General features: G+C 62.5%; 11 protein-coding genes. 5 read left to right on the top strand and 6 right to left on the bottom strand.

Annotated features, from left to right (window positions below; translation table 11 throughout):
• Window positions 1–71: 71 nt before the first annotated feature.
• The gene (locus HB634_RS03190) at window positions 72–6,185 is read right to left on the bottom strand and encodes an autotransporter outer membrane beta-barrel domain-containing protein (protein WP_213947513.1); all 6,114 of its coding nucleotides are present in this window, start codon (window positions 6,183–6,185) and stop codon (window positions 72–74) included.
• On the opposite strand from HB634_RS03190, the gene HB634_RS03185 reads away from it, so the two are divergent.
• Window positions 6,184–6,645 carry a hypothetical protein gene (locus HB634_RS03185; RefSeq protein WP_213947512.1) on the top strand — a complete coding sequence of 154 codons (462 nt, stop codon included), beginning with the start codon at window positions 6,184–6,186 and terminating at the stop codon, window positions 6,643–6,645. The two genes, HB634_RS03190 and HB634_RS03185, sit on opposite strands and share 2 nt — an antisense overlap.
• Window positions 6,646–6,653: 8 nt before the next feature.
• On the opposite strand, the gene HB634_RS03180 is transcribed toward HB634_RS03185, so the two are convergent.
• Window positions 6,654–7,352, bottom strand: coding sequence for a helix-turn-helix transcriptional regulator (locus HB634_RS03180; protein WP_213947511.1), 699 nt, complete (start codon window positions 7,350–7,352; stop codon window positions 6,654–6,656).
• Window positions 7,353–7,904: 552 nt separating this feature from the next.
• On the opposite strand from HB634_RS03180, the gene HB634_RS03175 reads away from it, so the two are divergent.
• Window positions 7,905–8,672 (top strand): AraC family transcriptional regulator, encoded by a 768-nt coding sequence (locus HB634_RS03175; RefSeq protein WP_197478220.1) that lies wholly within the window; start codon window positions 7,905–7,907, stop codon window positions 8,670–8,672.
• Between the two features lie 74 nt (window positions 8,673–8,746).
• On the opposite strand, the gene HB634_RS03170 is transcribed toward HB634_RS03175, so the two are convergent.
• The 3 genes from HB634_RS03170 to HB634_RS03160 form a co-directional block, all read right to left on the bottom strand.
• On the bottom strand, window positions 8,747–9,145 hold the full coding sequence (locus HB634_RS03170; protein WP_157503906.1) for a hypothetical protein: 399 nt from the start codon (window positions 9,143–9,145) through the stop codon (window positions 8,747–8,749).
• A 101-nt stretch (window positions 9,146–9,246) separates the two neighbouring features.
• A complete protein-coding gene (locus HB634_RS03165) occupies window positions 9,247–9,738 on the bottom strand; it encodes a RidA family protein (protein ID WP_063571146.1) in 492 nt (163 codons plus the stop codon).
• Between the two features lie 165 nt (window positions 9,739–9,903).
• Window positions 9,904–10,587, bottom strand: a complete 684-nt coding sequence (locus HB634_RS03160; RefSeq protein ID WP_082878950.1) for a LysE family translocator — start codon at window positions 10,585–10,587, stop codon at window positions 9,904–9,906.
• Window positions 10,588–10,736: 149 nt separating this feature from the next.
• Here HB634_RS03160 and HB634_RS03155 point away from each other — a divergent pair, with 149 nt between their 5' ends.
• From HB634_RS03155 to HB634_RS03145, 3 genes are all read left to right on the top strand, one after another.
• Window positions 10,737–11,234 carry a ferritin-like domain-containing protein gene (locus HB634_RS03155; protein WP_213947510.1) on the top strand — a complete coding sequence of 166 codons (498 nt, stop codon included), beginning with the start codon at window positions 10,737–10,739 and terminating at the stop codon, window positions 11,232–11,234.
• A 180-nt stretch (window positions 11,235–11,414) separates the two neighbouring features.
• Window positions 11,415–11,579, top strand: coding sequence for a hypothetical protein (locus HB634_RS03150; protein WP_157503905.1), 165 nt, complete (start codon window positions 11,415–11,417; stop codon window positions 11,577–11,579).
• Between the two features lie 82 nt (window positions 11,580–11,661).
• Window positions 11,662–13,239: an asparagine synthase-related protein gene (locus tag HB634_RS03145; protein WP_213947509.1), complete on the top strand. Its 1,578-nt coding sequence runs from the start codon at window positions 11,662–11,664 to the stop codon at window positions 13,237–13,239.
• 14 nt (window positions 13,240–13,253) lie between these two features.
• Here HB634_RS03145 and HB634_RS03140 read toward each other — a convergent pair whose 3' ends face one another.
• Window positions 13,254–14,489 (bottom strand): hypothetical protein, encoded by a 1,236-nt coding sequence (locus HB634_RS03140; protein ID WP_213947508.1) that lies wholly within the window; start codon window positions 14,487–14,489, stop codon window positions 13,254–13,256.
• Window positions 14,490–14,561: the final 72 nt, after the last annotated feature.

Raw genomic sequence — 14,561 nt, 5'->3', positions numbered from 1 at the left:
GGGTTCTCTAGACGTATGTACGCTCTGTATTTTCGCCCATCGGGGGCAATGCGCAAGAGGACCTGATGACGTCAAAACTTGTAAGTGAACTTCAGTGCTCCGGTGTTGGACTGGAAGTGACTGGCGAACTCGCCCTGGTACTCCAGGCGGATGTCGATGTCCTTGTTCGCTTTCAGGTCAAGGCCGGCCGTGCCCTTAAACCGGTCCTGGGGGATGTCGCTGCTCTGGTGAAACTGGAGCGGACCCGGGGCGTCAGCCAACTGGGCATCCGCGCCCAACCGGTCCTGGTTGTAGAACGTGCCACCCAGACCCGCGTACAGCTGCAGCGTTACGCCATTGGCAAAATCGAAACGGCTGCCGGCCTCCACCATCGGTGACGCACCGAATACGTAGGAGTGCGCACCGGCCAGGCGGAGATCGAGGGCTCCGGCGCCTTTCTCCGTGTAGCCGTCTGAATCGATGCGGGTCGCATTCACATCGATGTACGGCTTCAAATACCAATGGTCGAAGACAAACTGACGGCTCGTGCGCGAGTGCAGGCCCCAATGGGTGACATCGAACGACGCATGTGCCGTACCGCCCAGGCCGTAAAGGTTGGCCTGGCGCGTCGAGCTGTAAGACATCTCGCCACCCTCGAGCGATCCCGACACCAGCCAGTCGCCCATCTGGTGCTTGGCCACCAGTCCTGCCGTCCAGCCATGACCATTGATCGAGTCGGCGATGGAGCCGGTGTCCAGGTTGCTGTGATCGGACGAAACGGAGGCACCCACGAACCAATTCGGTGCCACCTCCCTTTGCCCGCCCATCTGGAATACCTGGCCATTCTGGTGGTAACCGACACCGTCTCCCGTGGTGTCGCGATCAGTGCTGTTCGCTACGACGCGTCCCCACAGGCAGTCATGCTCGTGCTGGAACATGTCGCCCTCGTCGAAGCGCGGGCAACTGTTCATGCGTTCCACGAACGCGTTGCTCGATATAAGGTGGGAAACGCTTGCGGCCTGGGTTCCTTCGCCATCGAGGCTCTGCAGCGCCGCGACGTATTGGCCGGCATTCGCTACGGAGGTGAGCTTTGCGTAGATCTGCGCTTGTGACTGGCTTGCGCCTGCCGTCCACTGTGCGTCCAGGTAGTTAGCGGCCATCTGAAGATTTGCGTTCGACGTCACTTGCTGCGCAGTCGCTCCGAAATGCGACGAGCTATTGGCCCAGACATTCAGATTGTTGTACTGGTCGATATTGTACGAATAGTTGAAGAGGTAGTTGCCGCCGGCATCGGTGACGGGAAGCGCCGCTATACCGGTGTATGTCGCGGCACCGAGAACCGGAACAGGCGTACCTGGCACCAGCGACAGGCTATTGATGTAAAGCGAGGATCCGCTCCCGATGTTCAAGTTGCCACCGATCGAAAGGTAGCTCTGTGCTTGGTTGTAGAAGTCCACGGTTGCCTGGATCTGTCCGTTGTTGTTCAACGACCCATTGAGCACGGTTGGTGTGGTGGTGTTGTTGCCGCTGGCGCCATTGATGATCAGCTGGCCATAGTTATTCACCGTGCCGACGGTGCTGCTGCTGGTAGTTCCCCAGCTGCCGTAGTTATCGAACGTTCCCTTGCTCCCGATGTTCAGGTCGCCATAGATCACACCGGTGGCACTATTGGTCACCGCGGCAAAGCTTGCGGATGTGGAGGTTGCGGCGATGGCAGTACCGTAGAGGTCGATGATGATGCCAGCGTTGTTCACCGTACCGTCGCCGTTGCTGTTGCCGCCCGTCAGCATGATGGCCGGTGCGGTGATGTTCCCCGTAATGGCACCACCATTGGTGTTGGTGATTGCCACGAGGGAATTGTCGCTGTGTCCCTGTGAATTGACGTAGATCGCGCTTGCGCCGCTCCCGGTGGCTTGCACCGTGCCACTGTTCGTGATCAAGATGGTGCCCGCATCGCCCGACCCCCCGGAGGATCCCATGTACACGCCGCCTGTGGTGGCATAGTAGCCACCGCCGCCGCCGACGCTCTGCGCAAAGATGGCGTGCGCATTGGCCCCTGCGGTGGCTACCGAACCGCTGTTGCTGATGGTGATGTCGCCACCCGCACCGCTGCGGTCATATTTTGCGTTTTCGTTGTCATGCGGAAACGCTTTGGTCCCGGCACTCGCGGCGAAGTCGCCTGCCAGCACACCGCCGGCACCCACCGACTGCGCGAGCACGCCGTACGCACCATCCCCAAGCGTGCTGATGGCACCGCCCAAGGTCAGGTTGATGTTGCCACCGTCGCCGATCATGTAAGGATTCTTGAAGGGATTGGCCGCCCCCTCGGTCATGCCGACGACCCAGCCGCCACCACCGCCGATGCTCTGCGCGAGCACGCCATGTGCGTCGCGTTTCGCGGTACTCACACTGCTGTTGGCGGAGGTGGTGACGCTGACACTGCCGCCATCGCCGCAGGCATTGGTAAGCAGGCCTGTCGACTTGCATGTCGGGTACGCAGTCGAAGCGATGGCGCTACTGCCCACGGCGATGCTGTTCAGGCTGCCGGTAGGGTCGGCTAGCGGATTCGTTGAACCCTGCGTGCCGACTGCCTGCATCACCACGACGTCGCCACCTCCGCCACCGACGCTCTGCGCCACAATGCCCACGGCATCATTACCCGAGGTGGTGATCGTGCCGTTGTTGGTTGTCGCCACCGTGCCGCCATCGCCGGTGGTGCCCAGGCTTCCGGCCAACGAAATCTGGATGGGTGTGGCGGCGTCGGACGAAGCGTAGTTGCTGGCCGTCACGAGTGTTTGACCGCCACCACCGCCGACACTCTGGGCCAGGATGCCGAAGGACGCATCACCTCCTGTGCCGATGGTGCCGGTGTTGGATACCGTGACCGAGCCGCCGTTTCCGAGGTTGTACGCCTTGCCACCGTTGGTGGCCTTGAAGGCCACGCTCGGCTTGTAGTTGGAGTTTTGTGTCTGGGTCACCATGGTTGCGCCAGCCACGCCGCCGCCTGCACCCACACTCTGGGCGAGAATGCCGGGCGAGGCCGGTCCGAACGTCTGTACGGTGAAGGTATTGGTAGCCGTAACGCTGCCGCCGTCGCCCTGTGTCGACGAACCTGGCGGCTCGTTATCGAGATTGGTACCACCGCCGACGTTCAACGCCAGGGTGGCAACGATATCGGACGTGTCGGGGGTGTCGCTCGAAGGATGTGCCGCTGCGTACGTGAGGTAATCCTGCGCCCAGCTTTCCATTTGCGTCAGGCTCGTCAGGTACCAGCCCGCCGGGCCCCACGCTTGCACGCCCGCGTAAGTGTTCACGCGCTTGTTGCCGCTGTTAAGCACCGTACTTGCCGCAAGGTAGTCGGCGAGGGTCGTAGCGGAGGAGGGGAGCCCGGCCGTGGTGCCCGTGCCGGCCTTGCCGCCACCGCCGCCAACCGACTGGACGAACATGCCCGCAGCGTCGCCGCCGTACGTAACGATGGTGGCGTTGTTCGTGGCACTCACCGCACCGCCGTTGCCGGCTTCGCCACCGCCGCCGGACAGGGTCATGGTTTCGTTTTGCTTGCCGGCCGAGCTCTTGATCGTGCCGCCCGTGAACAGGCCGCCGCCGCCACCGACACTCTGCGCGAAGATGCCATTCGCGCTGTCACCGATAGTGAGGATGTTGCCTGCATTGGTCACGGTGACATTGCCACTGTTCGCGCCGGAGCCACCGTTGCCGCCAAGGGCGAAGGAACCCGTACTGGTGTTCGTGGCCAGCAACGTTTTCGAGGTGTCTTTGCTGGAGCCGCCGGAGCCGCCGCCACCGCTCACGCTCTGCGCAAAGATACCGTCGGCGCTGTCACCCAGCGTCCAGATGAGCGAGTTGGCGGTGTTGTTGACGGTGACATTGCCTGCGATCCCGCCGTTGCCGCCGGACCCACCCAGCGCGACCGTGAGGTTGGCACTGGCGGCAGTCTTGGCGCCTACGACGGCAGTGATGGTGCTCGAGTCGCCGCCATTGCCGCCACCACCGCTGACGCTCTGTGCGAGGACGCCGTGTGCGGCGGCGCCCCCGGTCACGATCACGCCGTTATTGGTCACGGTGACATTGCCGCTAGGCGCGCCATCACCACCGTTACCGCCCACGGACGTGTTGATGACGACCGTGGGCATGTCGGGCGGCGCGATGGCGAGCGCGTCGGAGGTGCTGGCGCCGCCATTGCCGCCACCGCCCGCGACACTCTGGGCCAGCAGGCCCCACGCATCGCTCCCGGAGGTCAGGATCTGACCCTGGTTGGTCGCGATGACGTCACCCGCGCTGCCGCCTGAGCCGCCCTTGCCACCCACCGTCACATTGATATCGAGCACTGCGCTCGCGGACATGGAAGCGGCCCCACCGCCGTCGCCGCCACCACCGCCGACGGCCTGCGCAACCACACCCTTGGCGTGATCGCCGCTCGTGCTGACAATGCCAAGGTTTGCGAGGCTCACCTGCGTCGTGCCGGGCGTGCCCGCTTCTCCGCCGTTGCCACCTGTGCCGCCCACGGTGTAACTGAAAGGTCCAAGCGACGCGTTGGTCGATGAGCCGCCTGTGCCGCCGCCGCCGCCGATGCTCTGCGCCACCAATCCGCTGGAACGGGTTCCCGTCGTGGCGATGATGAAGCCTGCCTGCGCCGGGTTGCTTCCCGACGCGAGGCTGCCGTTATTCAACGTCACCGTGTTCGCCGCGCCGCCGCTTTCACCGTCGCCGCCGATCGACACACCGCCACCAATAGCGCCTCCTTCGACAGAGCCACCGGAGCCACCGCCACCGCCGATGCTTTGTGCAACCACCCCCATGGAATCGTCGCCACCGGTGGAGATCAGATCGGACGGCCAGGTCGTGTTGGAGGAGTCACCCAGGGTCACGGACACCACGCCGGCGCCACCGCCAGCGGCCCCGTTACCACCTTTCTTAGAGAACATGCCGCCTGCACCGGAGCCGTTGCCGCCGGCGCCGCCAATGCTCTGGGCGAGGACACCTGCCGCTGCAAACCCGGTCGTGGTGATGGTTGCATCGTTCAGCGCGACCGTTACGTTTCCGGCATCGCCAGCCGCGCCGCCCGCGCCAGCCGACCCGGCCGTGCCGTCGCCTGCGCCACCGTTGCCGCCCAGACCGCCAATGCTCTGCGCCTGGATGCCCGCTGCCATGACGGCGGCCTGCGCAACACCGCCACCGGCATCGATCGGGACGATGGCGCCAGTCGCCGCTGTCGGAGCGCCCACGGCCGAAATCGAAGGCGTGGTCGTCGCGCCAGGCGTTCCAACCGTCACATTGATATTGCCGCCGTTGCCACCCACGCCACCGACGCCACCGATACCGACGCCCAGGTCGGAGTAAGACCCCGTCCCATCGCCGCCCTGGCCACCCTGGCTCAACAGCACGACGGCCGCGCCTTGCGACGACACGCCACCCTCGTGGAGGTCGTAGGTGATGTAACCACCGTTACCGCCTGCATTACCCGCAGCGCCCGTGACCTTGCCGGCGCCGCTCGCGCCATCGCTCGGCAGGGGTTGGGCGGCGTTGCCACCGACGGCCTGGATCAGGACGGCCGTGGTACCGGGTTGGCTGTTGTTCCAGCCATTGCTGCTGGCTACGGTCGAGAACTGATCGAACAGCACGCCATACGACGATCCACCACCGCCGGGCTGACCGGGATGACCGTTGTTGCCGCTCATCTTGCCTGCCGTGGCCCCGTTGCCGCCGAGGCTTTGCAGCCAGACGGCTGCGTTGGCATTGTTCGCCGTGCTGACGTTGCTGCTATTGACCCACGCACCGGAGCCAATCGTCAGTTCGACGAGGTTGCCGTCGCCACCCTGGCCGCCGTTGCCAGTGGGATTGCCACCGTCGGATCCCGTGCCGCCTGTGCCGCCGGCACTGAACATGTAAATGGAAGGCGTCGTGTTGCCAGGCGACTGGCCGTAGTAGAGCGCACTCGACTGCCACCCTTTGACGCCGGTCTCATCGAGGCCGCCGCCCCCGTCGGACTGAAGATTCACCGCGGGAACGTTGGGCGGCGGCAGCGCCGGACTAGCCAGCCCAGCCGCCATGGCCGCATCGCCGACGAACAGGCTGCCGCCGCACGTGGTTGCCGCCATGAGAAGCGCGAGCGTCCGGGAAAGGGGACGACGCGCGAAACGACGGAGCGCTTCATGGCCGGCGGTCTTGTGATGAGGAAACTTTGTCATGGCGGGGATGTCCGGTGGGATCGATGGAGCGATCTTCGCGGACGTCGCCAATTCGAACTGTCGCGTTGCGGGGCGCGATATCGCATTTGCACGATTGCCGACGACATTCGTGCACATACGTTCGCACCGTGCGAATCAGCAAGCCGGAATACGGGAAGCGTGTAAGGTCGGCGGGGCTTTTACGTCACCCGACAAAGTCTCACCAGGCAAGAACGTGATCAGAACACGAGCAGAACTCCAGGCCAGGCTCGATGCGATGCTTGCCACCCTTCATCAGCTGAAACTCGACGGCGCTCAACAGCAGTCCATGTGGGAAGCGTTCGAGCTCTTCACCGATATCTCCGTGGGCGCTTGTATTCACGAGGCCGACCGCGCCTGGTGGTGCGAGCAGGTCTACGCGACTGCAGAGTATTACGGCCTGGTGGATAACCTCTGGCTGCATACGCCTGACACGCTTTAGGTACGCCCCTAACTCTTGAGATAGGCGCCCGGGGTGCAGCCGATCATTTGCTTGAAGAACGAAATGAACGCGCTGTCACTGGCGAACCCGAGTTCGGCCGCCGTGTGAGAAACCGGACGTCCTGTCGCGAGCAACTCGACGCCCCGGAGGACGCGCCACTGCTGTCGCCATTGCTGGTAGCTCATGCCCGTTTCGCGCTGAAAGATGCGCCCGATCGTCTTGCCTGTGGCCCCGACATGATTGGCAAGCTCAGCGAGTTCTGGCGGCAGAACGTCCGGCTGAGCCGTGAGCGGGGCGAGTCGTCGGTCCCGAGGCATGGGCAGCATCATGGGCTGTCGCGGCGACTCCTGAATCTCATGAAGGCTGAGTGCAATGAGATGGTCGAACGGAGGCTGCTCCCAGTCCTGCTCCGGGGGTGCCATAACGAGCGCTTCAACGACCGCTTCCATGAGGGGACTCACGTCCATGACGCAGACCTGCTGGGGAAGCTGCGCGCTGATTTGCTCGTCAAAGAAAACCAGCCGGACATCAGCCGATCCACGTACCACGGTGCGGTGCGGTATGTTCGGAGGTATCCACACGCCACGCGAAGGCGGAAGCAGGCAGAGCAAGTCACCTACGATGAAGCGGGTGCACCCCAGCCGCGCAAAACAAAACTGCCCCTGGGCGTGTTCGTGGAAGTCGGTGTCGTCGTCGGACACGAGCATGGCGAACGCAGCCACCTTGCCCGACAGGACTGGCGTGTCAGCGGGCACTGCGGAGCGGTCGATGGCCTCGATCCTGGGCATGGGGAAAGTGTGCGACTTCCCCGAACGCGTGTCTACTTGCCGCATTTCTGCCGGAAACGTGCATGCCGGAGGTCGCCTGGCCCTCGTTCTCCGGGGCCTGAAGTTAATGTCGGTATAGCCGTCCAAATGACGTAGGACAGTCTGTTGTTTGGATACGTCGCCGTATGGCTGAACTGGAGGTTGTCCGATTTCCCAAACTTAATGTCCTTTCGCCGAAAGCGCGACGCCTCGCGTTCCTGAACAATAGACCTGCCTTCAAGGCATCGGTTTTAAGGGGCAGGGGACCATACCCCTCCATCCATCCAAGGCAACGTTGCGAGAAGCCCAAGGCTTCGTCGCTGGGGGCGTGCGGCCTGGATCCACTGGATTCCATGTGCATTCGCATCAGAGGTCGGTTGTATGAAGCTTTGTCGTTCCCCGGCACACCCTCCCTCAGAGAGTGATCGCCGGTTCGAGTCCCATTGCGTTGCGTTGGAAAATGTCGCCGAGATCGCCGCACCGGGTGGCGCAGGTGCGATCGTGCTCGTCGTGGTGGGGGCGTGTTCCGTACAGCGTCGCGTGCACGGCGAATGGGCGGAACATCTGCCGCTTCCGGACGGCGGCGTGCTGGTAGCGGACTCGACCGATTCCATTCGACTTGTGGGTAGGGTTGCGAACGGCGTGGCAGTGTTCGTGTCGAGCGCTGCCGCCATATCTCACTTCGGTCACTTGCGCGACGACCTCGGCTCGGGTCGTCTGGTCCGGCTGTCGCTGGATGCCGTCGTCCTCAGCCTGGCGAAAGTACTTGTCGCCGCGATGCGTGACGGAGCGGATGGCATGGTCACGGAGAACGTGATCGACATACTTGTCACGCGCCTTGGCCAGGTCACCCGCCAACCGTTCGGTGCAGAGGTGTTTGAGCGGACCACGCTGCCGAACTGGCGCCTGCGCCGGGTCATTCAGCACGTAGATGAGCGACTGGATACGGGTATTTCGCTTGCAGATATGGCAGCAGTGGCTGGTCTGTCGGCGATGCATTTTGCTGCCCAGTTCAGGGCGGCAACGGGGATGCGGCCTCATCACTATCTTGTGGCCCGCCGAATCCAGCATGCCAAGCAGCTCCTCCATCAGTCCGAACATTCCGTGTTGGACGTGGCGCTGGCAGTGGGCTTTCGTACGCAGTCGCACTTCACCACTGTCTTTAAAAGACATGAATCAATGACGCCTGCGCGCTGGCGCCGGGATCGGCTTGCGGCTTGATTCGCAGGAGGTCCGCAAGCGTTTCACTGGGTGATCGGTTGGGCGAAGGGATACGACGGATCGAGCAGTGGAGCTCAGGGCAGAAGAAGGACAGTCAGTGTCACCGGCAAACCGTCCGACCCTTTAAGGTGCACAGGACGACCCACATCGATGACCGCATCGACGAAGCCGCAACTGGGAACGGAAATGTCGTCATGATGCAGCGTGTACACCATCACGACGGCGGCGCGTCCATCGGGCCGTAGCGTCTTGACGACCGATTGCACAAAGATTGCGCCGTACGGCTCATCGGCGAGATGCTCATGATGCTCGCTGTTGATGCGACCGATCACACCCCGGTCCGCGATGGGCTTGAACCTGTCGAGCTGCCAAACGAGCCGCACCTTCGCGGCAGTCGGATCCGCCGTGGGGTCTTCGTCGTACACCACCTGCGTCCCACAGGCCAATAGCTGATGTGCCGGCGCATCGGGCATGGGCGTCGCCGGCCTGTCCGTCTCGGCTGCGGCGGTCGCGCACAGCAAACCGCCGGCGAAAAGGGCGATGAGGCACCTGAAAAGCAGAGTGGGGCGGAGAGTCATGGCGCGGCATCCTGCGGGTTGGATGAGCGATCGGACGCACGCCTCGCAAAAATGCTGTCGATCTCGACAGGTATACCCATCGGAAGTGACGACACCCCGATAGCGCTTCGTGCCGGAAGTAGAGTCGGACCGAACAGGTCGCGCAGCAGGTCGCTGGCGCCATCTGCCACCTTGGGATGGTCCTTGAACGATGACGTGGCTCGCACATAAACCGTCAGCCGAAGGCAGCGCGTGATGTTGTCGAGGCCACAACTTTGCTCGAGACTCGCGAGGATCAGGAGCATCGTCATCGTTGCTGCAGCCTGGGCGTCGCTTAAGGTCATGTCGTCGCCGACGACGCCACTCACGGCCTTGCCGTCCTTGATGGGGCCCAACCCCGAAACGAATACCTGGTCGCCCGCCGTCGTCACGACGTTATAGGAGCCCAGGGCAGGAAATGGCGGCGGCAGCTCGAACCCAAGCTGTCTAAGTCTATCGATGCAGCCCATAAGCATTAGGTCCGGACACGGTGCTGGAGAGGATCACAGTTTAGCTGCCCTTTCGATAAGCTCAGCGACGTCTTCCGGATGCGATACCGGCGATGCGTGACTCGGGGGACTAGGTAAGCCGGGCAAGGCGCGTTCTACGCGCAATGACTAGGTTCACGCGGAACCTCAGCGCTTCGTCGTCGCCATGCGAACGGCCAGGACACCCAGAACGCTGCCCATGAGCCAGCGCTGCATGAGCATCCAACGGGGACGGGTGCTCAGGAAGATCGAGATCATTCCTGCAAGGACCACGAAGGTGGCGTTGATAGTGACGCTGATCGCTATCTGCGTGAAGCCAAGCCACAGTGACTGGGTGAGTACGTGGCCCAGCTGCGGTTGAATGAAAGGCGGCAGAAGCGACAGATACAGCACGGCCGCCTTGGGATTCAGGAGGTTGGTCAGGAAGCCCATCAACACCAGTCGCCTGGGGCTATCGGGAGCCAGCTCCCGCACCTGGAACGGGGATCGACCACCGGGCTTCAACGCCTGGAACGCCAGCCAGCCCAGATAGAGCGCACCCGCGATGCGCAGCGCGTCGTACGCCAGGGGCACGGTCGAGAGGAGGGCCGTGATACCCAGTGCCGAGAAAAGCATGTACACCAGGAAGCCGAGGCAGGTACCGATCAGCGATACCAGCGCGGCATTTCTTCCCTGACTGAGTGCGCGCGAAATCAGGTACATCATGTTCGGACCAGGCGTTAGAGCGAGCCCTGCGCACACGAGCGAGAAAGCCAGCCAAGCGGATGTTGCAGGCACGAGGGACTCCGGTGGGTCGTTCAGGGACGGACATCGACCTCTATTTTCGCCCATTGCTGGCAATGCACAAGAGGGGAGGCCAGGCCCCGACGATGAGGGTCATCGCTGAGCATGTCTGCACCGGTTTCACGCCCTTTGTCTGCCGTCTTGATTCAGCCAAGTCCATGGTTGCGTCACAACCACATCCCCGGGAGGGAGAAACCATGGCCGTCACGACCATCGAAGAACTGTTCATCCATGAATTGTCGGACATCTACAGCGCAGAAAAGCAGCTGACGAAAGCGCTTCCCCGTCTGGCCCGCGCGTCGTCGTCCCCGCAGCTTGCCGAAGCCTTCACCTCCCACCTGGAAGAGACCCAGGGGCAGGTCGAGCGCATCGACGAAATCGTGGAACTCCTTGGCATCAAGCTCAAGCGTATGAAGTGCGCCGCCATGGAAGGGCTGGTGGAGGAGGGCAAGGAAGTGATTGAAGAGATCGAAAAGGGCCCACTGCGTGACGTCGCACTCATCGGCGGCGGCAACAAGGTCGAGCACTACGAAATTGCCTCTTACGGCACCCTTGCGGCCTTGGCTACCCAGTTGGGCTATACCAAGGCTGTGCCGCTTCTCCTGGCCACCCTGAAGGAAGAGAAGGCTGCCGATGAAAAGCTGACCCTGCTCAGTGAGCAGCTCGGGAAGCAAAAGCAAGTCGAGAAGGCCTGACACGCTTTGAGTGCCATCGGCGTTGATGCCGACAGCCGTGCGGTGGGCGGGATTCGCCCACCGTGTTTTTCGGTGACGCGCAAACCGAAATTGCATAGCACTTGGCCGTCGCGCCTTAGGAAGCCTGTGCTAGGTTCGATGAGCCGCATTATGGCGGCCTACAAACTTCGGAGCGTTCTCATGGATAAGCGCGACCAGCTGATGCACGACGCCAATCCCTTCGGTGTACAGGTCGAAGGTCCGTTGCAGCTTGGTACCACGGCAGCAAAGTGGGCACCGAAGATCGATGATGTCGGTGATATCGGCCGCATCGGTTCCACGCATAGCGGTGGCGATTGGGGCTAAGCCCTGAGCGTAGTCGCGTCTGTCATAAGACACCGAAGCCGCCTCGTCAACGAGGCGGCTTTTTCTTCGAAGGAGTTGGCTGGTGCTCAAGGCGGATATCGCGTTAGCTGATCTGGCGCTCGAGCCCGCGTGGCATGACGATCACCTGGCGATAGGTTCAAGCCGTGTTGCCCCGTACGCCCATCCGATGCTTGAGACGCTGTTGGTACGGGCGCCAGGCCGTTGGTTCATCGTGGTCAGGGAGCGCACGGCCGATACCGCTAGCAGCACGAAGGGACATGGTGCTGTCGTCGATGCGCAGGATGAAACGGCGTATCGTTCGCTTCATCGGGAATGCATGCTTTGGCCCCTCGACTATGTGCTGATCGAGGTTGCCCAGGCAGGGCATCGCCTGCGCATTTGTGCCGGCATGCTTGGCACGGCGCCTGTCTATTGCAGGGCAACGGATGAGCGGCTCGCCGTATCCTGGGACTCAGCGGATTTTGCCGACTGCCCAGCCATGCTCGACATGGAGGTGGCGAGCCACCAGCTGGCCCTGTGCACCACCTACGCAGCGCGGCAGTTGTACACCGGCGTGGTGTTGCTCACCGAGCGCGCCTCGCTGCACGTCGAGCCGGGCAGGGCACGGTTTCGTTATCCCGACTCGATAGAGGAAGGTGGTCCCGCGGCGGACGACGGTGAGGACATGTTGCCGCGGTTCTCCGAAGCGCTGCAGCGTGCCGTGTCGCTACGGCCATGGCTCGATGGGAGCGTATCGCTTGAACTCAGCGGCGGCATGGATTCGGCGACCGTCGCCGTGACGCTCGCGAGCCTTCACAACGACATCCATAGCAAGGGCATCCTGCTCGACGGCGAGGTGCGCGCCCCGCAGGTGCGGCGCCGGCAGCTCATGGTGGAACGGCTGCGCCTATCCGATCATGTAATCGACATCAGGGCCTTTCCGCCAAGCCTCGACCTGAGCGCACCGCGGGATCCCTATGGCTTTTGTCGCGAATTCTACCTGGAGGCGTGTTCGGCGCTGTGGGCTTCAGCTCGCGACAAAGCGCGTCATACGCTTTTTACCGGCGTTGGAGGGGACGAATTGTTTCCGGCGTACCTTGACGAGATCTCCGTCGGGGCCGCGAAGGGGCCGACGTGGGCACGCGATGCCCGCAGCTATGCAGAAGATCTGCTCACCCCACGCGCGCTGGCCGCGGCACGCAACCTCCCACTGTTCGATGCACCGCCAAGTCCGGTGCCCGTGACATCGCTGCTGGCAAACGCATGCCGCGCGCCGGATCTGCTGAAGCATGGACAGTGGCCGATTCACCCACTGAGTGATCCGCGGCTTGCCCACCTATGCCATCGACTGCCGCGGAGCAGTCGTGAGGGGAGGGAGGTCATGCGACGGTACCTTGAGAGCCATCTCGGTGGAGATGTGTTTCCCAGGGGGTATCTGAAGGAGACATTCGCTGATGTCTTACCGCCTTTGATTGCACAGCATGCCGGGAGGCTGGCTAAGCAATTGAAGGAGTGCGCGCTGGCTGATCTGGGGTTGGTGGATCGAAATGCGGTACTCGGCTTGCTGGAGACAATTACCGATAGCCGGTCGCATCCGGCTACGTCGGCGTTTGCTTCGTTTCTCTGGTTGGAGCGGTGTGCGCGTCAGGCTGGGTCATGAAGCCGCACGTCTGGCTAAAGCGCACGGATGCGGACCGCTCGCCGCTTCAATGCGTCATAGGTCGCATCATCAGGAAAGTCGGTGAGACGGAAGCGCGGCGGATCGAGGTCATCGACCGGTGTCGCTAGTTCAGGGATGTGCGCGATGGCATCATCCCACCCGATCTCCAACACTTCCTTTCGTCGATCGCAAAATAACCAGAGTTCGTCGCAACGGGGCAGGAGGGTCAAAACGTCGCGCGTCCATTGCGCCGATCCAGTGATTCGTCCGGTATCCGTTTGCTCAACAGCATGGTACGTGGCGACAAAGACATCCGCGGCTTCCTTCTCGTAGACCTTCTCGAGCAGTGTCTTCTGATCGTCGTAGGTCCCGATCAGGCGTTTGTATCGCGCCACATTCAGGCGCCGAGCCGTCTCCGTCGGCACGTTTCCTTGGAACGGAATCCACGTACCGTCGCGAAGAACAAGGAGTTGGCCGCTCAGCGGACGCGTCTCCTCTTCGAGAATACCTGCTGCGAGCGTCGCGATCAGCGCGACACCTTCGTCGTCGAGGCTGCCTGTAACGAGCAATTTGTCCCGGCAAGGAATCACGGCCACAGGCTCACCGTGAACGGGCAGCCGATGGATCATGTCCGTAAGCAGCATCCGGGAGGCGTCGTAAACGTCGTTCCATGTGGAGATCCATATGCCGCCGTGACGGTCCATGCCGGCATCGCTGGTCCTGTCGCGTAAGTTGGTCAAGGCGCGCGCGAGGGCAGCCTCGGCGTCCAGGCCCCAGGAGATGAGGGTCTTAAGGCTAACGGTCGTCGTGGCGTGCTCGGAGTCCAGTACAAGGGCGACGGATAAGTTATCGGCAAAGGGCCGAAGACACGGTCCACCACCCGTACCTGTACGCCCGGAAAGCCGGGCCGAGAGTAATCCCCAGGCGAACATGGCCGGATCGCGGATGACTGGCATGAGCCTGGCAAGGGTATCTTCAGCGCATTCGTCAGGATGATCGTCCGTCATGCTCGCCAGATACTTGTCGACGATGTCGTTACGTTGCTTTGGCGGGACTGCCGACGCATCCTTGAAAGCGTTGTGCAGGCTCATGAGCCAAGGCTGGCCATCGGCCAGCTCGAAGTCGATCTGGAACACCTCAGCGTCATACCTGGCAGATACGGGCTGAGCGATGATTTCGGCCCGTCGGATGACCAGGGCGGCGAAGTCGTCTTTGGACAGCGTGCGCCGGAACCTATCGAGGATGCGCAATGACGGTCCTTGAGGGGAGTATGTGGCGGGGAATCTAGCCGACAGGGCGGGGGATTGCCAACTCGCGTACCT

It is taken from the genome of Luteibacter sp. dw_328, assembly GCF_018449605.1.
Lineage (GTDB): Bacteria > Pseudomonadota > Gammaproteobacteria > Xanthomonadales > Rhodanobacteraceae > Luteibacter.
The sequence above is the reverse complement of the archived record's forward strand: the minus strand, read 5'-3'. Positions and strand labels throughout refer to the sequence as shown.

What these genes read in the sequence shown, in the direction of transcription:
- HB634_RS03165 (WP_063571146.1), bottom strand. Translation starts at nt 9,738, where the DNA reads ATGGGCTGCATCGATAGACTTAGACAGCTTGGGTTCGAGCTGCCGCCG.
- HB634_RS03180 (WP_213947511.1), bottom strand. Translation starts at nt 7,352, where the DNA reads ATGCTCGTGTCCGACGACGACACCGACTTCCACGAACACGCCCAGGGG.
- HB634_RS03160 (WP_082878950.1), bottom strand. Translation starts at nt 10,587, where the DNA reads ATGGGCGAAAATAGAGGTCGATGTCCGTCCCTGAACGACCCACCGGAG.
- HB634_RS03170 (WP_157503906.1), bottom strand. Translation starts at nt 9,145, where the DNA reads ATGCCCGATGCGCCGGCACATCAGCTATTGGCCTGTGGGACGCAGGTG.
- HB634_RS03185 (WP_213947512.1), top strand. Translation starts at nt 6,184, where the DNA reads ATGGCGGGGATGTCCGGTGGGATCGATGGAGCGATCTTCGCGGACGTC.
- HB634_RS03155 (WP_213947510.1), top strand. Translation starts at nt 10,737, where the DNA reads ATGGCCGTCACGACCATCGAAGAACTGTTCATCCATGAATTGTCGGAC.
- HB634_RS03150 (WP_157503905.1), top strand. Translation starts at nt 11,415, where the DNA reads ATGGATAAGCGCGACCAGCTGATGCACGACGCCAATCCCTTCGGTGTA.
- HB634_RS03190 (WP_213947513.1), bottom strand. Translation starts at nt 6,185, where the DNA reads ATGACAAAGTTTCCTCATCACAAGACCGCCGGCCATGAAGCGCTCCGT.